The organism is Chryseobacterium gwangjuense, assembly GCF_021311115.1.
Taxonomy (GTDB): Bacteria; Bacteroidota; Bacteroidia; order Flavobacteriales; family Weeksellaceae; genus Chryseobacterium; species Chryseobacterium gwangjuense.
Genome location: NZ_JAJTNP010000002.1, coordinates 603,045 through 625,336, shown reverse-complemented (window position 1 = coordinate 625,336; position 22,292 = coordinate 603,045). Strand labels below are relative to the sequence as shown.

At 35.5% G+C, this 22,292-nt stretch carries 19 protein-coding genes; 16 read left to right on the top strand and 3 right to left on the bottom strand.

What is annotated here, in order from left to right; genetic code table 11:
• Positions 1 to 78 precede the first annotated feature (78 nt).
• The 11 genes from dnaB (at position 79) to LV842_RS06270 (ending at position 15,244) form a co-directional block, all read left to right on the top strand.
• Positions 79 to 1,668, top strand: coding sequence for a replicative DNA helicase (dnaB, locus tag LV842_RS06320; protein ID WP_233110607.1), 1,590 nt, complete (start codon positions 79 to 81; stop codon positions 1,666 to 1,668).
• A gap of 18 nt (positions 1,669 to 1,686) precedes the next feature.
• Positions 1,687 to 2,163 carry a ribonuclease HI gene (gene rnhA, locus LV842_RS06315; protein ID WP_233110606.1) on the top strand — a complete coding sequence of 159 codons (477 nt, stop codon included), beginning with the start codon at positions 1,687 to 1,689 and terminating at the stop codon, positions 2,161 to 2,163.
• Between the two features lie 156 nt (positions 2,164 to 2,319).
• Positions 2,320 to 4,572, top strand: a complete 2,253-nt coding sequence (locus tag LV842_RS06310; protein ID WP_233110605.1) for a T9SS type B sorting domain-containing protein — start codon at positions 2,320 to 2,322, stop codon at positions 4,570 to 4,572.
• Between the two features lie 78 nt (positions 4,573 to 4,650).
• Positions 4,651 to 6,642 carry a T9SS type B sorting domain-containing protein gene (locus LV842_RS06305; protein WP_233110604.1) on the top strand — a complete coding sequence of 664 codons (1,992 nt, stop codon included), beginning with the start codon at positions 4,651 to 4,653 and terminating at the stop codon, positions 6,640 to 6,642.
• A 105-nt stretch (positions 6,643 to 6,747) separates the two neighbouring features.
• Positions 6,748 to 7,374 (top strand): NAD(P)H-dependent oxidoreductase, encoded by a 627-nt coding sequence (locus tag LV842_RS06300; protein WP_233110603.1) that lies wholly within the window; start codon positions 6,748 to 6,750, stop codon positions 7,372 to 7,374.
• A gap of 31 nt (positions 7,375 to 7,405) precedes the next feature.
• Positions 7,406 to 8,977 carry an L-aspartate oxidase gene (nadB, locus tag LV842_RS06295; protein WP_233110602.1) on the top strand — a complete coding sequence of 524 codons (1,572 nt, stop codon included), beginning with the start codon at positions 7,406 to 7,408 and terminating at the stop codon, positions 8,975 to 8,977.
• 11 nt (positions 8,978 to 8,988) lie between these two features.
• Entirely contained in the window at positions 8,989 to 9,849 is an 861-nt protein-coding gene (gene nadC / locus LV842_RS06290; protein WP_233110601.1) for a carboxylating nicotinate-nucleotide diphosphorylase, read from the top strand.
• A 212-nt stretch (positions 9,850 to 10,061) separates the two neighbouring features.
• The gene (locus tag LV842_RS06285) at positions 10,062 to 12,644 is read left to right on the top strand and encodes a TonB-dependent receptor (RefSeq protein ID WP_233110600.1); all 2,583 of its coding nucleotides are present in this window, start codon (positions 10,062 to 10,064) and stop codon (positions 12,642 to 12,644) included.
• An 89-nt stretch (positions 12,645 to 12,733) separates the two neighbouring features.
• Positions 12,734 to 13,165 carry a hypothetical protein gene (locus tag LV842_RS06280; RefSeq protein WP_233110599.1) on the top strand — a complete coding sequence of 144 codons (432 nt, stop codon included), beginning with the start codon at positions 12,734 to 12,736 and terminating at the stop codon, positions 13,163 to 13,165.
• Between the two features lie 33 nt (positions 13,166 to 13,198).
• A complete protein-coding gene (locus tag LV842_RS06275) occupies positions 13,199 to 14,191 on the top strand; it encodes an aspartate-semialdehyde dehydrogenase (RefSeq protein ID WP_233110598.1) in 993 nt (330 codons plus the stop codon).
• Between the two features lie 54 nt (positions 14,192 to 14,245).
• Positions 14,246 to 15,244, top strand: coding sequence for a cation diffusion facilitator family transporter (locus LV842_RS06270; RefSeq protein ID WP_233110597.1), 999 nt, complete (start codon positions 14,246 to 14,248; stop codon positions 15,242 to 15,244).
• Here the strand turns inward: LV842_RS06270 and LV842_RS06265 are convergent, their stop codons facing one another.
• Complete coding sequence (locus LV842_RS06265; RefSeq protein ID WP_233110596.1) at positions 15,245 to 15,679, bottom strand: exosortase F system-associated membrane protein; 435 nt, start codon at positions 15,677 to 15,679, stop codon at positions 15,245 to 15,247.
• The gene (gene xrtF, locus LV842_RS06260) at positions 15,666 to 16,196 is read right to left on the bottom strand and encodes an exosortase family protein XrtF (RefSeq protein ID WP_233110595.1); all 531 of its coding nucleotides are present in this window, start codon (positions 16,194 to 16,196) and stop codon (positions 15,666 to 15,668) included. Before xrtF ends, LV842_RS06265 begins: the two co-directional genes overlap by 14 nt.
• A gap of 49 nt (positions 16,197 to 16,245) precedes the next feature.
• Between xrtF and LV842_RS06255 the strand changes: the two genes are divergently transcribed.
• The 5 genes from LV842_RS06255 to LV842_RS06235 all read left to right on the top strand — a co-directional run bounded on the left by LV842_RS06255 (position 16,246) and on the right by LV842_RS06235 (position 19,981).
• The gene (locus LV842_RS06255) at positions 16,246 to 17,265 is read left to right on the top strand and encodes an aminoglycoside phosphotransferase family protein (protein WP_233110594.1); all 1,020 of its coding nucleotides are present in this window, start codon (positions 16,246 to 16,248) and stop codon (positions 17,263 to 17,265) included.
• A 208-nt stretch (positions 17,266 to 17,473) separates the two neighbouring features.
• Positions 17,474 to 17,884 carry a RapZ C-terminal domain-containing protein gene (locus LV842_RS06250; RefSeq protein WP_233110593.1) on the top strand — a complete coding sequence of 137 codons (411 nt, stop codon included), beginning with the start codon at positions 17,474 to 17,476 and terminating at the stop codon, positions 17,882 to 17,884.
• A 99-nt stretch (positions 17,885 to 17,983) separates the two neighbouring features.
• Entirely contained in the window at positions 17,984 to 18,697 is a 714-nt protein-coding gene (locus LV842_RS06245) for a nucleotidyltransferase family protein (protein WP_233110592.1), read from the top strand.
• 5 nt (positions 18,698 to 18,702) lie between these two features.
• Complete coding sequence (locus tag LV842_RS06240; protein ID WP_394801199.1) at positions 18,703 to 19,452, top strand: LOG family protein; 750 nt, start codon at positions 18,703 to 18,705, stop codon at positions 19,450 to 19,452.
• 58 nt (positions 19,453 to 19,510) lie between these two features.
• The gene (locus LV842_RS06235; protein ID WP_233110591.1) at positions 19,511 to 19,981 is read left to right on the top strand and encodes a DUF6702 family protein; all 471 of its coding nucleotides are present in this window, start codon (positions 19,511 to 19,513) and stop codon (positions 19,979 to 19,981) included.
• A gap of 170 nt (positions 19,982 to 20,151) precedes the next feature.
• Here the strand turns inward: LV842_RS06235 and LV842_RS06230 are convergent, their stop codons facing one another.
• The gene (locus tag LV842_RS06230) at positions 20,152 to 22,284 is read right to left on the bottom strand and encodes a DUF5689 domain-containing protein (protein WP_233110590.1); all 2,133 of its coding nucleotides are present in this window, start codon (positions 22,282 to 22,284) and stop codon (positions 20,152 to 20,154) included.
• Between the last annotated feature and the right edge of the window lie 8 nt (positions 22,285 to 22,292).

Genomic DNA, 22,292 nt, shown 5'->3' with positions numbered 1-22,292 from the left:
AGCATTTTAAACTTATCAACATTAAAATCTTGATTACTATTTTTTAATTACTTTTCAAAAAAACTATCTTTGCATATTATGGCGCAGAAAGAAACATTATCATCTCTTACCCACGGAAACTTTGCGAAAGAGCTGTCAATTGCTGATGGAAAAATGCCTCCTAATGCAGTAGATTTTGAAAGATTGGTTATTGGTACTTTTTTAATTGATAAAAAAGGACTGGATCACTCTATTGATTTGCTGACTCCTGAAGTTTTTTATGATCCGAGACATCAGGTTATTTTTTCTACCATTTTAAAACTTTACGAAGGAAACCACCCTGTCGATTTGATGACGATTATTCAGAATCTTAAAAAAGAAGACAAGCTGATTTCAGCAGGTGGTGATCATTATATTATCGATCTAACGATGGGCGTAAGTTCTTCTGCCCATATTGAATATCATGTTCGTGTTATTCTTGAAAAATACATTTTAAGAAGCTTAATCAACGTTTCTGCAAATGTTATTGATTCTTCATATAGAGAGTCTACAGATGTTTTCGAACTTTTAGACAAAGCAGAGCAATCCTTTTTTGAAATCACAAACGGAACCATCAAAAAGGGGTTTGACACAGCAAACTCATTGGTAAAACAAGCCATTGACACAATCAAAGCATTAAAAGATAAAGAAGGAATCTCAGGGGTGCCTTCCGGATTCAGAGATATTGATAAAGAAACCGGAGGTTGGCAAAATTCTGACCTTATTATCATTGCAGCACGTCCCGCAATGGGAAAAACAGCATTTCTTCTTTCCATGGCAAGAAATATTGCAGTAGGACACAAAATTCCTATGGCGCTTTTCTCTCTCGAGATGGCTTCTGTACAGCTTATCACAAGGATGATTGCATCAGAAACAAGAATCTCATCAGAAAAATTAAGAAAAGGGACGCTGGATGATGAAGAATGGCAGAGATTATTTTCCAACGTATCAGAACTGGAAAATGCTCCTTTATATATTGATGAAACTCCTTCACTTTCCATATTCGATTTCCGTGCAAAATGCCGAAGATTGGTAATGCAGCATGGTGTAAGACTGATCATGGTCGATTACCTCCAGTTAATGACTGCAGGTGGTGGCGGAAAAGGAGGAGGAAACCGAGAACAGGAAATTTCCATGATTTCACGTTCCCTAAAAGCGATTGCTAAAGAATTGAATGTACCTGTAATTGCACTTTCCCAGTTATCCAGAAGTGTGGAAACCCGCCCTGGAAAACGACCTCAGCTTTCTGATTTGAGGGAATCCGGAGCGATTGAGCAGGATGCGGATATTGTATCTTTCATCTTCAGACCTGAATATTATAAAATTACGGTTTGGGATAATGATGAGGAAGGACAGGAAACCTCAACAGAAAACCAGGCAGAGCTTATCATTGCAAAGCACAGAAACGGTGCAACTGCCGATGTTAGATTATCTTTCTTGAAGCACTTTGCAAAATTCGGTGATATTGAAGCTGCCTTTGATGGAGGAGCCGGAGGATATCCTTCTGGTTTCGGATCAAACGAGCCTAGTGGTTTTGATAAAATTAAAACAACTATTCAGCCTGGAGCAGCGTTTGATCTACCAAGCAGTTCTCAAGTTTCAGGATCTTCGATGAATGATTTTGATGAAGATGATGACTTTCCTTTTTAAGATTTAGAACAGAGAAATTTGAAAATCGAAATTTATACCGACGGAGCTTGTAGTGGAAATCCCGGAAAAGGAGGGTATGGAATCCTTATGCGCGTTCCTGAAAAAAATTATCAAAAAACATTTTCTAAAGGCTTTAGAAAAACCACCAACAACAGGATGGAACTTCTGGCCGTTATCACTGCCCTGGAAAAATTAAAATCCACTGAAAATGACATCCATGTATATACTGACAGCAAATATGTAGCTGATGCAGTGAATCAAAACTGGATATCAGGATGGGTAAAAAGAGGCTGGAAGAATGTAAAAAACCCCGACCTGTGGAAAAAATTCATTGAACTTTACAACCTGCATAAACCCAAAATGCATTGGATAAAAGGTCATGCAGGTCATTTTGAAAATGAGCTCTGTGATAAACTTGCTGTTGCGGCAGCCAATTCCAACTCTTTAGAAATAGACGCTTACTTTGAAAGTCTTGAAAATGACTCTCTCTTTTAAACCCGTTTTTATTTAAAACTAAAACAGATTTTAACCTTTCTTTCTGTTTTATTATATATTGATAAATAAATATCATTTTAGATAAAATTAACAGCAAATAAACATTATATCAACAAGATTTAATATATTTACACGTTTAACTTAATTTCCTCTTCAATGAATAAAATTTTATTATCTTATTTATCGATAATCCTATTATGTATCTCTGGAAACCTCTTCTCCCAGACATATCAGCTTACGGGAAATCCGGTAAATACGGCAGGCTGGTCCTTAGTTTCTCCTGCAGTAGTAAATACTGATTTTATCCAGCTTACAGCCGATACTAATAACCAATCAGGTTCTATACGACTCAATGACCCCATCAACTTAAAATATTGTGACAAATGGAGGGTAGAATTTGATTTCAGAATGGACTCAAACCAGACGTACAATGGAGATGGTATTGCGTTTTGGTATTTAGCTAATCCACCTGTAACAAGTGTATTAGGTTCAGGAATTGGAGTTTCTCAAAATGCAGTAGGTCTTATTGTAGCTTTCGATACTTTTAATAATTCTACTGGAAGTTCAGGAATGAGCAAAGTACATGTTGCGTACGGATTGGTACCCAACACAACAGACACCAATAATGTTGAGTTTTTCAACACTCCTGGAAGCTCGTTTCACTCAGCAGATCTTAATGCGACTCAGCCTTTTCAAGGAACAACGTTTAAACATGTAGAGGTAAGCGGTCAGATAGATCCTGCCGCTCCTGCGAACTGGATTATAAAAATAACACTTGATGGTACTGTAATCTGCAATCAGTCTTTTGCTCCTTCGGGCGCAGCAGCATCAATGACGCAGGGATATTTCGGATTTTCGGCTTCAACCGGAGGTGCAAGATCAAGACATTCTATTAAAAATGCAAAAATTTACATGGACAAAGTTGCTCTGAACAAAACTTCTGTTACAGATACTTTTTGTCCAAATCCAAGCACAGGTTATGCTTCAGTAAATTTAACATCTTACAATAGCCAGTTTGTAACTAATCCTGCTAATTATACTTTTAGTTATGTAGTAGGCGGAGTACCTGTTGCTAACCCGACGAATTATCAATTCAACGCCAATACTACTGTAAATGTAATTGTAAGAGATAATTCAGCCATTCTATGTGATAACCCAGATGGAAAAATACAGCTTACATTATCTCCATTTACGGCAAACAATGTCACGTTGAGCGAGTGTAATAACAACAATGCAACTACAGCAACCTTCAATCTAAACAACGCACCTGTAACAGGTGTACCTGGTGTCGTAAAAAAATATTACAGAACATTAGCAGATTTAACGGCAGGTGTAAACGAAATCACTACTCCTAATGCTTATGTTTCAGCACCGGGAAAAGTATATGTAAAGGTTACAACTCCTCAAGGCTGTACAGGAAATGCGGAAATCACATTAAGCTTCCTTCCTTTGCCAGTCTCTAATGATGCTTCATTACAATCTTGTTTCATTGAGGAAAATCCAGCTACAGCTACTTTCAATTTAGGAACAGCAAATGTTTCAACTGAAGCAGGTATTGCAAAAAAATATTATATTACATTAACTGATGCTCTGAACGAAACCAACCCGATTGCAAATCCAACAGCTTATGTATCAGGAAATGGAGAAGTATATGTAAGGATAAAAGGACAAAATTCTTGTTATATTATCAAGAAAATAAGATTAACGGTAATAGCGCCTGTAACTTCTTCTGTTCTTAAAGACAAAACCATCTGTATTGATGACAAAACAACATTGGATGCAGGTCCAGGATTTGCAAGTTATGAATGGAGCACAGGTGAAACTTCACAAACAATTCAAAATGTTGTAGTAGGACTATATTGGGTAAAACTAAAAACCGGAAACTGTATTACTAAACAAATTGTAAGGGTAAATGCTGCAACAGACCCTGTAATTACAAGTTTAGATATTGTAAACAATACCATCACTGTAAATGTTTCTGGAGGACGTGCTCCTTACCAATATTCTTTAGACGGTATTAAATGGCAGGATTCTAATGTATTTACAGGTCTTCCAAGAGGAGAAAATAAAATTTTTGTAAAAGATTTTTATAATTGTGAACCCGTACAAATACAGGTAACTGTTCCCAATTTAATTAATGCAATTACTCCAAACGGAGATAACATCAATGACTTCATAGACTATAGCGCTTTGGCTTATAAAAAGAATTTAAACTTTATAGTATATGACAGATACGGCAACAAAAAATTTGAAGCCGACAAAACAAGAAATTACAAATGGGACGGAACTTCAGGTGGCAAAAAACTAACCACAGGAACTTACTGGTTTAGCATTTCTTGGAATGAAAATGATAAAAACAATACTCAAACAAAGTATAACGGATGGGTATTGGTAAAAAATAGAGAATAATTTTTTTGGGCATCTTTTGGGGTGCCCTTTTATTCTGAAAATAGTTTTAAAATCCCCCTCAAAAATAGCATTCAGCATATGAAAAAATTTCTACTTTTAGGCTGTTTAGCCTTTCTTTCAATAATTCCTCAGAAAGTATCTGCTCAAACGTATCAGCTAGCAGGAAACCCTGTAAATACGACAGGATGGACGATGGTCTCCCCTACCGTAGTCAATACAGATTTTATTCAGCTTACACCGGATCTTAACAATCAATCCGGGTCTATACGATTAAACGAACCCATTAACTTAAAATACTGTGACAAATGGAGAGTAGAGTTCGATTTCAGGATAGATTCACCCCAAAGTTATAACGGAGACGGTATTGCATTCTGGTATCTGGCGAATCCTCCTGTAGCTAGTGTATTAGGTTCCGGAATCGGAGTTTCACAAAATGCAGTCGGGTTTATTGTCGGGTTTGATACTTACAACAATACAACCACGGCTCAAATGAGTAAGATACATGTAGCTTACGGACAGGTTGCCAATACAACGGATAGTAATAATGTTGAATATTTTAATACTCCCGGAAGTTCTTTTCACTCGGCCGATCTTAACCCTACTCAAAATTTCAGAGGAGCAACCTATAAACATGTTGAAGTAACAGGAGAAGTAGATCCTGCCGCTCCTGCCAACTGGATTGTAAAAATAACTCTTGACGGTACATTAATCTGTAACCAGTCTTTTGCTCCTTCAGGTGCTGCAGCTGCAATGACTGTCGGATATTTTGGATTCTCAGCTTCAACCGGAGGTGCTAGATCAAGACATTCTATTAAAAATGTAAAAGTATATGTAGATAAGATTCCATTAATAGCAACTACAATTACCAAAACTATTTGCCCGGATTCTACAGGGACCTCAACTATTGATTTAACATCATTGAACTCTCAGTTTACAGCAACTCCTGCAAATTATACTTTCACATACTATGTTACAGGAAGCGGAACTCCAATTGCCAATCCTACTCATTTTCAATATAACGCAACGACAAGTATTTCAGTAGTGATAAAAGATCCTACCTCAGTATTGTGTGATAATAATGACGCGAAAATCACCTTAAACGTTGCACCTACAGTAAGTGTAACCAATGCTACCTTAAGATCTTGTTTCCTTGAAGACAATACTGCAACAGGGCTTTTCAATTTGACAACAGCACCAGTAACCACTACCTCAGGTGTTACTAAAAAATATTACCCTTCATTAACTGATGCACAAAACGGAACGAATGAAATTTTAAATCCTGATCACTATGTTGCACCAAACGGTGTAGTATATGTAACGGTAAGCAACATTTACGAATGTTCTGAAATTGCAAAAATTACCCTTGAAGTATTTCCTCCTAACTTCTCAAAAGTGTTAAAAAACAAAATTATCTGCTTCGAAGACAAAACAACATTAGATGCAGGTCCTGATTTTGATGGATATCAGTGGAGCACAGGTGCAACAACACAGTCGATTTCGGGTGTAACGGTAGGCACATATTGGGTAAAATTAAAAACTGGTGAATGCTGGACAAAACAAACAGTAAAAGTATTCCCTTCAGAACAACCTGTTGTTTCAAGTATTGATATTACCTATAATACCATTACGATCTATGCGACAGGAGGAACAGCTCCTTACAAATATTCCATAGACAACATCAACTGGCAGGATTCTAATGTTTTCAATAACATACCAAGAGGTGACAATACCGTCTATGTAAAAGATGCTTATGATTGCGAACCTATTGTAATAGACGTTGTTGTCCCTAATCTGATTAATGTAATTACACCTAACGGAGACGGAGTAAATGATGTAATTGATTATTCTGCGTTAGCACATAAGCAGAACCTTGTGTTCAGTGTATTCGACAGATACGGAGTAAAAATCCACCAAGGAGACAAATCAAACAACTACAAATGGGACGGAACAACCCTTGGAAGAAGAGTTCCTACGGGAAGCTACTGGTATTCTGTAACATGGAATGAAAACGACAAGAAAAGTAGACCTTTCAAATATTCTGGATGGGTACTCGTAAAAAATAGAGAATAATAACCATTATCTATATCTTAAAGTAAGGATTATTTCAATTTGAAGTAATCCTTATTTTTTGTCTTTTAAATCCATTTTCTCACCTCCAATTATTAAATTTGTAAGATGAATTATTTAGAGGCTTTAAGCAGAAGGTATTCTGTAAAAAAATTTAACTCCGAAATTATACCCCAAGAAACATTACACAATATTCTTGAATCGGGAAAATTATCGGCAAGCTCTCTTGGTCTTCAGCCTTATAAAATTCTGGTGGTGGAAAGTGAAGAAATGAAGCAAAAGCTGATTCCCGCATTTTACAACCCTTCTCAAATCTCCACCTGCTCTCATTTAATTGTAATTATTTCAAAAAAAACAGTTGATGATAGTTATATCAATGGATATTTCAGGCATATTTCCGAAGTACGAGAAACACCTTTGGAAAAATTGGACCTTTTCAGAACCAGCATCAACCAACATATTAATCAAAAAACGCAAGATGAAATTTTCAATTGGGCAGAAAAACAGTCTTATATTGTTCTGGCAAACTTAATGTATGCCGCGGCGATTGAAAATATAGACACCTGCCCCATGGAAGGTTTTCGCCAGGATCTCATAGAAGAAATTCTTGAAGTAAATCCTGAATCCGAAAAAGTAACCGTTACCCTCGCTTTAGGCTACCGCTCGGAAGAAGACTACTTCCAACACATGAAAAAAGTAAGAAAACCAAACGAAAAATTGTTTAAATTTATTTAATTATTTAGACAGTGTACCTAAAGTAAGCATAATGATAAAAGCGGATGTATTAGTAATTGGTTCCGGTATTTCGGGACTTTCGTATGCCATCAAGGTTTCTGAGCAATTTCCTGACACCAAAATAATTATCGTAACAAAATCTGACGAAGATGAAAGCAATACCAAATATGCTCAGGGAGGTCTTGCTGTAGTCACAGATTTTCAAAAAGATAATTTTGAAAAACATATTGAAGATACGATGCGGGCAGGAGATGGCGAAAACAAACGCGATGTCGTAGAAATGGTAGTTACCGAAGCCCCAAAAAGGTTCAATGAAATTGTAGAATGGGGTGCCAACTTCGATATGAAAAACGGAAAGTTTGCACTGGGAAGAGAAGGAGGTCATACTGAAAACCGAATTGTACATCATAAAGATATCACCGGCTTTGAGATCGAAAGAGCTCTTTTGGAAACCGCCAATAAAAGTGAAAATATAGAAATCCTTGATCATCATTATGTCATCGATATTATTACTCAGCACCACGTTCCCGGAAAAGAATTGAACGAAGGAGACATTCATTGTTATGGAGCTTATATTCTGGATGAGAACTCTAAACAGATTAAAAAAATCACTTCAAAAATAACATTAGTTGCAACGGGAGGAGCGGGACACGTTTATAAAAACACTACTAATCCGACCATCGCAACCGGAGACGGCATTGCTTTTGTGGCAAGAGCAAAAGGAAAAGTTTCCAATATGCAATACTATCAGTTTCATCCAACTGCCCTATACAGCAAAATGGACGGAATGTTATTTTTAATTTCTGAAGCTGTACGTGGAGACGGAGCAAAATTAAGAACAAAAAGAGGTGAAAAATTTATGCACAAATATGATGAGCGTGAAGAATTAGCTTCAAGAGACATTGTTGCAAGAGCTATTGATGCCGAAATGAAAATTACGGGAGACGAATATGTAGGATTGGATTGCAAAGAAATGAATCATGAAAAATTCTTAGAACATTTCCCTAATATTTATAAAAAATGTAAAGACGAAGGAATTGATCCTTTTACTCAATTGATCCCCGTTGTTCCGGCTTGTCATTATCTCATGGGAGGAATTGAGATCGACAGAGACGGACAATCTTCAATCCGAAATCTTTTTGCCGTTGGAGAATGCACCAATTCAGGACTTCACGGTGCGAACAGACTGGCATCGAACTCTTTATTAGAAGGTTTGGTTTTCGGACACAGCGCAGCAATGAAGACCGTTGAATTATTACATGAAAATAATTTTAACTTTGATGATCTAAAAGCCGTACCGGAATGGGATGAAGAAGGGATGAAAATTATGGATGAAATGGTCATTATTTCCTATTTGAGAAAACAACTTCAGGAAATGATGAGTGATCTTGTAGGAATTGTAAGAAGCAATCGCCGTTTAAACATGGCTTTGCAAAAGCATCAGGAAATCGCCGCAGCAGTCGATGAAATCTACCACTACTCTATTCTTTCACCGCAATTATCGGAATTAAGAAATTTAACAACCGTTGCTCACCTCATCATTACTCAATCTATGGAAATGACGGAAAATAAAGGAGCATTTTATAATAAAGATTTAGCTTAAAAGCATACCCAATGAAAAGACCTGCATACGTTACAGATAAAGTTTTAAAACAATTCATCAAAAATGCTTTAGAAGAAGACATTCAAGATGGAGACCACTCTACTCTTTCCACCATTCCGAAAGACCTGGAACAAAAAGCTAAACTTTTGGTAAAACAAGACTGTATTCTTGCCGGAGTTGAATTGGCGGAAATTATTTTTAAAACTTTCGACAAAAACTTAAAAGTGGAAACCTTTGTAAAAGATGGTGACGCTGTAAAAGTTGGAGATGTTGCTTTTATCGTAACCGGAAGTGCAAGATCTATCCTTTCCACAGAAAGATTGGTTTTAAACTGTATGCAAAGAATGAGTGGCATTGCAACCCTTACTCACGATTGGGATTCCAGATTGGTGGGAACTAAAACTAAACTCTTAGACACAAGAAAAACCACTCCCAACTTCAGGGTTTGTGAAAAATGGGCAGTTGCTATCGGAGGAGGAACCAACCACAGATATGGTCTTTATGATATGATTATGCTAAAAGATAATCACATTGATTATAATGGCAGTATTACGAATGCTGTAAAAATGGCTAAGGATTATATTAAAAAGAATAAAAAGAAGTTAAAAATAGAGGTAGAAACCAGAAACCTTGCAGAAGTTCAGGAGGCGATCAATGCAAAAGTCGATAGAATCATGCTTGATAATATGGATGTACCTACCATGAAGCAAGCCGTAAAGCTGATCAATGGATCTTGCGAATCTGAAGCGTCAGGAGGAATTACACGCGAACAATTAAAAGAAATTGCAGCTACAGGAGTTACATTTATTTCAGCCGGAGCCTTAACGCATTCCGCCGAAAACATTGATTTAAGTTTAAAAGCAACGCTATAAAATCATTGCATTTTTATCAAAAAGAAAACCCGTTTATTATCAATTAAACAATATGATTTTTTTCATACCATGCATAGCATAAAACATAAATAATTGATTATCAATAGAATAAACGTTATTAAGATTGAATAAAAATTAATAGTTAGTTAATAATAGTTAAAAAATAATTCCCGAATTTTGCATAAAATTTAAATCTAACTATACTAACGATTATGAAATTAATCAACAAATCAATGCTAACTGCGGTAATTACATTATCAACAGCTAGTATTTATTACGCTCAACAGACTCAAGACACTGTTAAAAACACAAGGTCTAAAGACATTGAAGAGGTAATTCTAAGAGGTGTTACTGATATCGCTAAAGATAGAAAAACGCCTGTAGCAGTGTCTACAATTAAAGCTGCACAGATTCTTGAAAGACAAGGAAATCAGGAGCTTGTTGAATTACTTAACACAACTCCATCTGTATATGCTACAAAAGGTGGTGGTGGTTTTGGAGACTCTCAAATTTCAATTCGTGGTTTCGAGAGTAAGAACGTTGCCGTAATGGTAAACGGTATGCCTGTTAATGACATGGAAGGAGGTACTGTATACATGTCTAACTGGACTGGTTTATCAGATGTGACAAGCTTCATGCAGGTACAAAGAGGACTAGGTTCTTCTAAATTGGCAATCGCTTCAGTTGGAGGAACAATGAACTTTATTACCAAGTCTGCAGACATGAAACAAGGAGGTGTTGTAAGATTGGGTATTGGAAATAATGATTATTTAAAAACATCATTTGCTTACAATACTGGTAAATCTCAAAACGGATGGTCTTCTTCATTCTTATTAGCAAGACAAGCAGGAGGTACATATATTGAAAATACTGATTACGAATCATATACTTATTTCTTTGCATTAGGTTACCAGCCAAGCAAAAAACATAATCTACAGTTCATGATCACGTCTTCTCCACAATGGCATGATCAGAGATCTTTTGCACCAACAATCAGCAATTTCATAAAGTATAATCCTGATCATGACGGAACACCATACAGACAATACAATTCTGACTTTGGATACCGTACTGACGAAAATGGAAGAAGAGTTGCGATTGCTAATGCAATGAACTATTATGCTAAACCAGTAATAATGATGAACTGGGATTGGACTATCAGTGATAAATCTACATTAAGTACGGTAGCCTATATGTCTAACGGACGTGGTGGTGGAGCTAGAAACCTTGGTGCTGTTGGAGGAAAAGGAATGTCTTCTTTCTACGACAACGAAGGGCACTATAATTATGATGCCATTTTTGCAGCAAACGCAGCAGTAAATCCTACAGCAAACGTTGCAGGAAACACTTTGGTTCGTACTTCAAGTGTGAACTCTCATAACTGGTATGGTATTTTGATGAACTTCCAGCACAAAATCAATGACAACTGGAACTTCTCTGTTGGTACCGACGATAGATATTACTATGGATACCACTACCAAGTTCTTTCTGATTTATATGGAGCAAAAGGATATACAGATGCTGCCAACAAAAATCTACCTACCGGAAACATTCTTCGTAATGTATACGACTATAAAAAACTAACATGGAATCCTTTTGGAGGGTCAAATGCTCCAATGGAAGACAGAGCTTCTTTCAGTAATGATGGTGAAGTATTATGGTACAGTGGTTTCGGACAAGTAGAATATTCTAATGATAAATTATCTGCTTTCTTACAAGGTTCAATTTCTAACCAAGGATATCAGAGAATCGATGACTTTATCAAGCCGGGAACAAAACAACAAGGACAAGTTATTGACAGAAAAACAGGCTTTAAAAACCTTTTCGGTTATAACGTTAAAGGGGGAGCAAACTATAATATAAATGATAACAACAACGTTTTTGCAAATGTTGGTTATTATAGCAAGCAACCAATGATGAGTGCTGTATACCCTAGTAATCAGCAGGTGGTAAATCCAAATTTAACAAATGAGAAAATTTTCTCAGTAGAATTAGGATACGGATTTAAAACTGCTAACTTCAATGCAAAAGTTAACCTTTACAGAACTGAATGGAAAGACAGATTCTACAGAAGAGGTAGCATCGCTAATATTGATGGCAACGGAAATACAGGTTACTCTGAAATTAGCGGAATCACTCAGCTTCACCAAGGTGTAGAAGTTGAAGCGAACTACAGATTAAATAAATATGTAGAATTCAATGGAATGTTCTCTTGGGGAGATTACCAATACAAAGGAAATGCAACAGGATCTAACTTCCTAGACGACAACACTCCGGTTGCCATTAATGGAAACAACACTTCAGTCTTATACTTAGACAAAGTAAAAGTGGGAGGTAGCAGTAACAACAGTATTCCTCAAACTACAGCTTCATTGGGAACAACAATCAGCCCTGTAAGCGATCTTAAGATTTACGGAACTTGGCAATATACCGGAAATATCTACTCAACATTGAATGTTGCAGATTTCCTTAAGCCAGGTAACACTGCTCTAGAATTACCTAATTTTAGCTTATTCAATGTAGGTGCTTCTTACAAAATCAGATTGAGAAATCAAAATCAGTACTTTACAATTGGTGCGAATGTTTATAACTTGTTCGATACAACTTATATCCAGGATGGTGCAACAAACATTAAATCAACAGATGCACCGGCTAAATTAGCTGACGGCTCAAACAATACTGCCAAGAAAACATATGAAGAGCTTGGTTATATGTACAAAGGTATTGCTGATGCAAACAGAGTATACTTCGGATTCGGAAGAACATGGTCTACAACATTATCATTCAACTTCTAAGACAATCTTAGATTTTAAAATACTAAATCCCAGCTTATCGCTGGGATTTTTGTTATATTTGTATTCGGAAAAAACAGAAAAAACAAAATATGGATTTTTACAACATTTTGCTTAATGCCCACAAAGGATTTGGGTACTTAGAATTGCTTTTGGTAGCATTATTTGTTATTGCACTTTTAGCGACTATGTTCGGGTTCAGTGGAAAAGTGAACAAGTTTTTAAAGAAAACAACACTTTTCACCATGATTTTCTTCCACGTTCAGTTTTTATTGGGAATCATTATGTTGGTTACTAATTTTACAAAAGGACTTAATATGGGGGAAGTAATGAAAAATGCGGCTTTAAGATTCCAGTATGTAGAACATCCATTTTCAATGTTAATCGCTGCTGTTTTAATGACGATCGTCAATAAAAAAGTAAAATCTAACGATACAATTTCTTTAGGAGTTGTCATCATGGGATTGATCGCGGTGGGCTTATTTGCATTCGCGTTCCCTTGGACAAGAGTCTTCGGGGCATAAATATATTAACTTAAATAATTATTAATTAAATCAATGAAAGTAGCTGTAGTAGGTTCAACAGGAATGGTTGGACAAGTTATGCTTAAAGTTCTCGAGGAGAGAAACTTCCCTATCACCGAACTAATTCCGGTAGCATCCGAAAAATCTGTAGGTAAGAAGGTGAAGTATAAACAGGAAGAATTTACGATTGTAAGCATGAAAGACGCTATAGCTGCCAAACCGGAGATTGCAATTTTCTCTGCTGGTGGTGATACTTCTCTTGAATTCGCACCGCTTTTCGCAGAAGCAGGAACAACCGTTATCGACAATTCTTCTGCTTGGAGAATGGATCCTGATAAAAAATTAGTCGTTCCTGAAATCAATGCCAATGTATTGACTAAAGAAGATAAAATTATTGCAAACCCAAATTGTTCTACTATTCAATTAGTAATGGTTCTAGGACCTTTGAACAAAAAATATGATTTAAAAAGAGTAATTGTTTCGACTTACCAATCTGTAACAGGAACAGGTAAAGCTGCCGTTGATCAATTAAACGGAGAAATCAACGGAGACGATTCTATTGCAAAAGTATATCCTTACCAGATTTTCAAAAATGCACTTCCGCATTGTGATGTATTTTCGGATGACGATTACACTAAAGAAGAGATTAAATTAATGAAAGAACCTAAGAAAATTTTAGGGGACGACACCTTTAATTTAACAGCAACAGCCGTAAGAGTTCCCGTACAAGGAGGACACTCTGAAAGTGTAAACATCGAGTTTGAAAACGAATTCGATCTTGATGAAGTAAGAAAAATCTTATCCGAAACTCCAGGAGTTGTGGTAATGGATAACGTAAAGAACAACGAATATCCGATGCCTCTGTATTCAGAAGGAAAAGACGACGTTTTCGTCGGGAGGATAAGACGGGATCTATCACAGCCTAAGACACTGAATCTCTGGATTGTGGCAGACAACCTGCGAAAAGGAGCTGCTACCAACGCAGTACAAATCGCAGAATACCTTGTAGCAAACAACTTAGTATAAACTAACAAACATAAAAAGAGTCTCAAAATTGAGATTCTTTTTTTTATCAAACCTATGAACGTTCAGAAAACTACAAATAAAGATAAAATAGGCTTTCAAAAACTCATCGCCGTTTTTGGGATTATTCTTTTCATTGGAAAAATCATTGCGTGGAAACTTACGAGTTCCGATGCCGTATTTTCTGATGCCATGGAAAGTATTGTAAATGTCATCAGCGCTTTTATGGGACTCTATTCTTTATATTTAGCCGCAAAACCTAAAGATGAAGACCATCCTTACGGACACGGAAAAGTAGAATTTGTAACCTCCGGAATTGAGGGTGCTTTGATTGCCATTGCAGGAGTTATGATTATCTATGAAGGAGTCAACAGTTTAATTGTAGGAAAGGTTTTAAATAAACTTGATTGGGGAATTTTCATCATTGCCGCAACAGCAGTTATCAATTATTTATTAGGGTATATCTCTATAAAAAAAGGAGAGCATGAAAATTCTTTAGTTCTCATCTCTTCAGGAAAACATTTACAATCTGATACCATTACGACTCTTGGAGTTGTAGTCAGCTTAATCGTTGTTTATTTTACTAAACTTTACTGGTTAGATTCGGTCGTAGCTTTGATTTTTGGAGCTTATATCATTTTTGTCGGCTACAAAATTGTCCGTAAATCTTTAAGCGGAATTATGGATGAACAAGATCCCGACTTACTGAATCAGATCATAAAAGTACTGGAAGAAAACAGAAGAACAGAATGGATTGATGTTCACAATATGAAAATCCAGCAATTTGGGTCTTCACTTCATATAGATGCTCACATTACACTCCCTTGGTATTACAGCCTTCGTGAAGCGCATAGCGAAATGGAAAAGGTTATTATTCTTTTAGCCCAAAATACCAAACGAAGCGTTGAATTCAATTTTCATATGGATGATTGCAAGCCAATCTCCTGCCCTGTTTGTCAAATCAAAGACTGCCCTGCCCGTGAAAAAGATTTTATAAAAAGAGTACAATGGACTCCTGAAAATGTGACCAGTATCGAAAAACACACCGCTGAATAATCAGTTTTTCAACAACATCTGCTTTCTGTAATAAAACAACGGGACAATTAACAGTAAAGCCAAAGGTTGGATGACAAACCTTCTCATATAAAAAGAAAAAAGGTATCCTATTTCAAACTGAGAATAAATACAATACAGATAAATAGGAAAAGTGATGGCAAAAATCATGGCAATCAAAATCGCTCCCTGAACTGTCCATTCTTTATTTTTAAATAAACACTGAATAATTAAACAGGAAAATAAAAGATTTAAAACAAATCTAAAAAGGTGTCCGAAAATTAATTTTAACCATTCGAAAGAAGGAAAACTTATATTTTTATTAGCCTCATGAAAATAAGTAAGAAAAGGATCATAGAATAATTTATCTTCAAGCATTCTCACACTTATAAGACCGAAAATCCCGACTATTACCAAAAACCAACTAAGAATTTTCATTTTTTAATGCAAAACATTTAATCCAAACCAACCAAAGGAGAACCACTGACCCATAAATAACTGCAGGAAATGCATAATCATGAACCATTTTCCCATAAGTTGGATAATCTGACACAACAATATTCAATCCCACAATTCTCAAAACATTCATGATATACAATATTAGCAGTCCTGCAATGGCGAAGATGAAAGTTTTAATTCCTTTATAGAAGGCAAAAATAAAAGAAACAAACAAGATCATCACCGAAATGGCATTGCAGCCTTCCACCATTCTTGTCACGTAGTTTCCTTTTACATGAAACCAAACCTGCTCTCCTTTTATATCATCATACAGCATTGTCGGAAAATTCCATCTGTTCTGAACAAGCCTTACCTGCTCTGCAACCATTCGCGAAAAAGGATCAAGTCCTGTTTCTTTAAAACTGTTCAGATAGAACTGATAAGCAAACAGCAACACCAGATAAATGATGATGAAACGCAGTAAAATGCTTAAAACCGGTTTGAAATCCTTTAGCATATTGCAAAGATAAAAATTAGACTGTAAATTAGTATATTTGTTTCATATTATGATTTCTGAAAACGCAAAACGATTTTTTGAAAATTATCTAGGTAAAAAATCTTCTGAGTTCGTCACCTTGGCTCAAAGCGGTTCTGCGAGGGTGAATTTTTTGGCTCAATCCGACAACCGAAAATACATCATTACTTACAATGAAAACATTCAGGAGAATGAAAGTTTTTTTTATTACTCTCAGGTATTTTCAACACTAGATCTGAATACTCCCCGTATTTTTATAATTTCTGATGACAGAAAGATGTATGTTCAGGAATTTTTAGGAGAAAAAACACTTTCTGACGTCATTACCCAAGAAAGCTTATCTGAACATGTAAAAGCTTTGGTACAACAGACTTTAGAAAAACTTTTTCAGCTTCAGACGCTGACTCAGAACAAAATAGATTACAGCAAAACGTTTGAATACGAAGAATACAACGAATTACCGGTAACTCATGATTTGTATTATTTCAAAAATTTTGTTGCCGATGTTCTTGAGCTGGAATATCATAAATCTACCCTTCTAAAAGAATTTAAGAAAATCGTGGAGCTTATCGAAGGACTTGAACCCAAAGGAATAATGATACGGGATTTTCAGGCAAGAAACATCATGGTGAATGAAAACAATGAAGTTTCCTTTATCGATTACCAATCAGCGATGAAAGGTTCTTTGATGTATGATGTGATTTCTTTTCTATTTCAGGCAAAAGCAAATTTCCCTGAAAATTTCAAAAATGAGATGCTTGCTTTTTATATTCAACAATTTGAAAATAAAGACATTCAGATTCAACTAAAAAAATCGGTTAAACCTATTCAACTAATGAGATTCTTGCAGGTTTTGGGAGCTTATGGTTTCAGAGGACTGATTCAGAAGAAACAACATTTCATTGCAAGCATTGAAAAAGGCATTGAAAACATCACTGAATTTGCACAGACTTGGGAAAACATGAAAGAGTATCCGGAACTTGAAAAAGTGATAGAACAACTAAATTTGGAAAAAACTAAGTTGAAAATTGAGGAAATATTGAATAAATAAAATCTTCGGTAAACTCAGGCTAACTTTTTGTAATAAGTAGTTAGTATTAGATTTGTCATCCTGTGCATAAACTGAAAGTTTACGAACAAAAGTTCAAGAAGGGTCTCTAAAAAGCCAAGCTGAGATTCCTACGGAATGACAAAAAACGAAATAAATTAATAATAAATATCTGGAACTTTATTGTTCAAAATTTAAATAAATAAAGAAAATGTTACACATAGACATTCACAGTTTTTCATACAAAAAAGGAGGAATTCCTAAAGATGATTCCGGAAACGGAGGTGGTTTTACCTTCGATTGCCGTGGAATTTTAAACCCAGGAAGAATTGAAGAGTATAAAATCCAGACCGGAAACGATATTGGTGTTCAGGAATATCTGGAAACACAAACTGAAATGCCTAAGTTTTTAGAATTAATCAAAGCTTTGGTTTCCATTAATATTGATAATTATATAGAGCGCGGTTTTGAAAACCTACAGATCAATTTCGGATGTACGGGAGGACAGCACAGATCCGTTTATTCCGCAATAAAAATTGCTCATTTTATTGAAAAAAAATATGGTGAAAAAGTTGAAATCAGCCTTCACCACGATGAACAGCACCAACTTAATTATAAGTAATGAGTAATGTGCAATAAGTAATCTTTTTAACTTCGTTAATTATATAATTTATAAAGCACTAATAATTACTCATTATCAATTACTCATTACCCATAAAATATGAAAGCTCTCATTTTCGCAGCAGGAAAAGGAACCCGATTAAAGCCATTTACAGACCATCATCCAAAAGCATTGGCAAAAGTGAATGATATTCCTCTTTTGGAAAGAAATATCAGATATCTTAAAAGTTTCGGAATACAAGATTTTGTCATCAACGTTCATCATTTCGGAAGCCAAATTGTTGACTTTCTGAAAAACAACAATAATTTCGGCTGCAAAATTGAAATCTCAGACGAATCCCAAGAGCTACTGGAAACCGGAGGTGGTTTAATTTTTGCACGAAAGTTTTTAGATCATGGAGAAGATTTCTTAATCATGAATGCGGATATTTTAACCAATATAGACATCAATGCATTGGTGAGTTATCATAAAAAGATAAAAGATTTTGCTACTTTAGCAGTTTCAGATCGAGAAAGCTCCCGAAAATTGCTTTTTAACGATGAAATGGTATTAAGAGGATGGCTGAATGTGCAAACAGGAGAACAAAGACTCGCTGAATTTAATAAAGGGTTTAAAGCACTTGCTTTTAGTGGTGTTCATTGTATAAACCCAAGCATTTTTAATAAAATAAAACGAACCGGCAAATTTTCTGTAATGGAAGAATATTTGGATCTTATGCATACTGAGCATATACATGGCTTTGTGCATGACAGTATTTTGATAGATGTAGGAAGACCCGAATCCGTAATAGAAGCCGAGAAACATTTTAAATAATTGCCATGGAAATGAATGAAAGAGACGAAAGTCTGGTAAATCCGGAATTTGATATTAACGAAACGAAGCTACACAATAGTTTAAAACAAAAAAACTGGGACGAAACCATTACTAAAGATAGCTGGATGGTTTTTAAAGTGATGGCAGAATTTGTAGACGGCTATGAAAAGCTTGCTAAAATAGGTCCTTGTGTATCTATATTTGGCTCTGCAAGGTTACAACCTGAAAGCAAATATTATCAGATGGCAGTAGATATTGCCGAAAAAATCACAAAAATAGGTTTTGGAATTATCACAGGAGGCGGACCGGGAATTATGGAAGCAGGTAATAAAGGTGCTTTTAATTCTAAGGGAATATCTATCGGACTCAATATTGATCTTCCTTTTGAACAGCATTTCAATCCTTATATCAATAAGTCTTACTCGATGAATTTTGATTACTTTTTTGTACGAAAAGTAATGTTTGTAAAGTATTCTCAAGGATTTATAGTTATGCCGGGAGGTTTTGGAACTTTAGACGAGCTTACGGAAGCTTTAACTTTAATTCAAACAAAAAAGATAGGCAGGTTCCCAATTGTATTGGTAGGATCTGAATTTTGGGGTGGATTATTAGATTGGTTCCGGGCAACTCTTTTAAAAGACGGAATGATTTCTGATGGTGATCTCGATCTTTACAGAGTCGTAGATACTGCTGATGATGCAGTAGCACATATAAAAGCCTTCTACGATAAATATTCTGTAAGCGTGAATTTTTAATTGGCATATTATTTGTGACTTATACAAAAAAAGGATGATTGTAAATCTATTAATTAAGATGAAAAAACTTTTATATATATCAGGAATTTTAACATTTTTTATGTTAATGAGTTTTATGTATGTAGACTTTTTCTCTTCAATGACGAAAGTGGATTATATTGATGGAAGTAAGACCTTGAAGTTTACCACAAAAATGAATACGAATCATATTTCAGATGCCATTAAAATAAATCCTAACACAGCAGGATTTGAGGCAGAAGTAAAAAAATATGTGAACAATAATTTTGATGTGTACGTCAATGGTTCTCCTAAAACAATAACTTTTACAGGAAGTCAGGTAAGCGGAGAAACTGTATGGGTATATTTTGAAACCGGCGGGGTTTCGGATATCAGTGCCTTAAAAATAAAGAATACGATACTTTTAAGCGCTTTTCCAAAGCAAATAAACCTAGTGACTATTGCTTATAAAGGAAAACAAAAAAACATGAATTTCCAAAGAGGAAAAGAAGTGAATGAAGTATCTTTTTAAAAAAATTTAATTGAATAAAAAAACCACTGTAATTGCAGTGGTTTTTTGTTTTTATCTAGTATAGGCTTACCATTATCTTGTTTATAGAATCCATATTAATCTTTATATTTTTGCACATAATAAAAGCGGCGAACCTTTGGTTCGCCGCTTAAGTATATAAAAGTCAATTTTTATTGAGCTTTAATCTTGAAATCATCTACTTCCCAAGTTGCTGCTGCAGAAGCCGTAGAAGTGTATTTAAAAGCAATTCTTACATTTTTACCTAAGAAAGCATTTAAACTTACATTTCCGGAACCTACCCAATCTCCAAACGCTGCTGAATTCGTATCTAAAGTCGGTGATAGCTGAGTCCAAGTCGTTGTAGAAGGTGTTCCTGTATAATTGTCTGTTGCATATACCTGTAAAGCACTTCCTGAGTATCTTACGTCAGTCGTAAAGTTTAAAATAGCTTGTGTTTTTCCTACCAAACTTACTTCTTTTGAAACCAACCAATCTTCATTTACATTATTTAAAACACCATTTACCACAGCGTAATAATTTGATCCATTTCCTTGATTAGAAGTTCCCCAAACTTGAGCTCCCGCAACATTTACTGCTGTCCAGTTTACAAATCCGCTTGAAAAGTCATCGCTGAAAATTACAGGTATCGGAGTATAAACGCTTCCGTCACATCTTGGAGTATTATCAAAGTCAATATTAGCAAGTTTTGTGATCCATAACTGATAAGTTCCGTTAAATACACTTAAAATAGCATAAGCATCTCCTTTTCCTCCTTCCAACTCAACAGTTGCAGGTTTTTTATCTCCAAATACAGCCAAGCCACTTGTTCTTAAAAGAATTGTCTTTCCTGAACAATCTTCTAATGTTCTGTTGGTTGTAGCAGTTCCATCCGTTAGTGTTTTACCTAAGTCTGAATTAATGAACTGAACATCTTTGATTTTGATCCATCTTCCAACATCTGCGGTTGTAAGCTGAGAAATCGTTCTTTCAGTCGGTACTACAGCTCTTGACGGCAGATTGCTGTCGAAGAAATATTTGTACATATTAGCTTCTTCAATCTGTCCGAACTGAGTATTATTATTAAATAAATCTCCAAGTTGGATTTCTCCGTTTACGCTTCTTACATACAGGTTTTTAAGCTTAATGTTTACATCTTTTCCTAATTTGAAACGGCTTTCAAGGTATAAGTCTGTTTTGTTAATATTAACTCTGATTCCTCCTGTAGCATCTTCTACATAAATATACTTGTAAAGATTTCCTGTTTCATCGTTTGCCACTACCTGAGCTTTAAGATAAAAGTCTCCTGTAATCTGAACCCAGTTTGTTGTACCTGCTGCGAATTGTTTTACATCTGCAACAGTTTTAGCAGTAAGAGTAGCAGGGTTAAATCCACATGGATTAGCTGCAATACCATCTAAACGAGGGAAATGCTCATCTACACCGTCTCCATTTTTATCTCCTTCCATATCCAAATCTGTAGTTCTGTTGATATACATTTGGTAAGTAGAGTTATACTTGCTGAAAATCCCTACAAATTTTCCTTTTCCTGCAGGAACAAGTTGATTTGCAAACGATGCATAACCACTGTTTCTTACCACTGCTGTTCTCAGATATTTTTTGTTCGTAGCATCCCATCCTTCACCAATTGTTTTATCTACAGTAGTTCCGGTTGGCGCATATGTTGAACACAATGCTCTTGAATCAAATTCCACATCGTTAATTTGTACTAAACATCCAATAAGGTTAGTGCTTGCAGCAAATTGAGAGAGCGTTAACACTTTAGGTGTAATGTTTTCTCTAACGTTACAATCTCTGAAAACATGTTTACTCACTTCTTTTTCCGGGATTCTGGTTCCGGCAGGAGTAATCATTCCTAATTGTATCACTCCTCCATACGTCGTAAGTGCAAGACCTTCCAAGTCAATATACACTTTAGAACCTTGTGGAAATTTGGTATATGTACTTACCGCATCAACACTTACCGTTAAACCTTCTGTAGGGTTTGTAGGTGAATCCTGGATGTAGATTGTTTTATAGATATTTCCTGTTTCATCAGATGAAGACACATATCCTTCGATATAGGCTTTATCTACAATCGCTGCGTTTTGAGCTTTAGTTTTCAAAGTCGTTAAAGTCCACTTCGTCAACCCCTTTCCTGCTCCTGTAGTATAATAATCAGCTGTTCTACACTGAAAATCATCCAGAGTTGGCTCATCATATTTATCATCATGTACACAACCTATCACAAATAGTGAAGCAACAACAATGAAAATATATTTTAAAATTGAATTATATTGTTTCATAATAGTTT

What these genes read in the sequence shown, in the direction of transcription:
- dnaB (WP_233110607.1), top strand. Translation starts at nt 79, where the DNA reads ATGGCGCAGAAAGAAACATTATCATCTCTTACCCACGGAAACTTTGCG.
- LV842_RS06310 (WP_233110605.1), top strand. Translation starts at nt 2,320, where the DNA reads ATGAATAAAATTTTATTATCTTATTTATCGATAATCCTATTATGTATC.
- LV842_RS06305 (WP_233110604.1), top strand. Translation starts at nt 4,651, where the DNA reads ATGAAAAAATTTCTACTTTTAGGCTGTTTAGCCTTTCTTTCAATAATT.
- LV842_RS06300 (WP_233110603.1), top strand. Translation starts at nt 6,748, where the DNA reads ATGAATTATTTAGAGGCTTTAAGCAGAAGGTATTCTGTAAAAAAATTT.
- nadB (WP_233110602.1), top strand. Translation starts at nt 7,406, where the DNA reads ATGATAAAAGCGGATGTATTAGTAATTGGTTCCGGTATTTCGGGACTT.
- nadC (WP_233110601.1), top strand. Translation starts at nt 8,989, where the DNA reads ATGAAAAGACCTGCATACGTTACAGATAAAGTTTTAAAACAATTCATC.
- LV842_RS06285 (WP_233110600.1), top strand. Translation starts at nt 10,062, where the DNA reads ATGAAATTAATCAACAAATCAATGCTAACTGCGGTAATTACATTATCA.
- LV842_RS06280 (WP_233110599.1), top strand. Translation starts at nt 12,734, where the DNA reads ATGGATTTTTACAACATTTTGCTTAATGCCCACAAAGGATTTGGGTAC.
- LV842_RS06275 (WP_233110598.1), top strand. Translation starts at nt 13,199, where the DNA reads ATGAAAGTAGCTGTAGTAGGTTCAACAGGAATGGTTGGACAAGTTATG.
- LV842_RS06270 (WP_233110597.1), top strand. Translation starts at nt 14,246, where the DNA reads ATGAACGTTCAGAAAACTACAAATAAAGATAAAATAGGCTTTCAAAAA.
- LV842_RS06265 (WP_233110596.1), bottom strand. Translation starts at nt 15,679, where the DNA reads ATGAAAATTCTTAGTTGGTTTTTGGTAATAGTCGGGATTTTCGGTCTT.
- xrtF (WP_233110595.1), bottom strand. Translation starts at nt 16,196, where the DNA reads ATGCTAAAGGATTTCAAACCGGTTTTAAGCATTTTACTGCGTTTCATC.
- LV842_RS06255 (WP_233110594.1), top strand. Translation starts at nt 16,246, where the DNA reads ATGATTTCTGAAAACGCAAAACGATTTTTTGAAAATTATCTAGGTAAA.
- LV842_RS06250 (WP_233110593.1), top strand. Translation starts at nt 17,474, where the DNA reads ATGTTACACATAGACATTCACAGTTTTTCATACAAAAAAGGAGGAATT.
- LV842_RS06245 (WP_233110592.1), top strand. Translation starts at nt 17,984, where the DNA reads ATGAAAGCTCTCATTTTCGCAGCAGGAAAAGGAACCCGATTAAAGCCA.
- LV842_RS06240 (WP_394801199.1), top strand. Translation starts at nt 18,703, where the DNA reads ATGGAAATGAATGAAAGAGACGAAAGTCTGGTAAATCCGGAATTTGAT.
- LV842_RS06235 (WP_233110591.1), top strand. Translation starts at nt 19,511, where the DNA reads ATGAAAAAACTTTTATATATATCAGGAATTTTAACATTTTTTATGTTA.
- LV842_RS06230 (WP_233110590.1), bottom strand. Translation starts at nt 22,284, where the DNA reads ATGAAACAATATAATTCAATTTTAAAATATATTTTCATTGTTGTTGCT.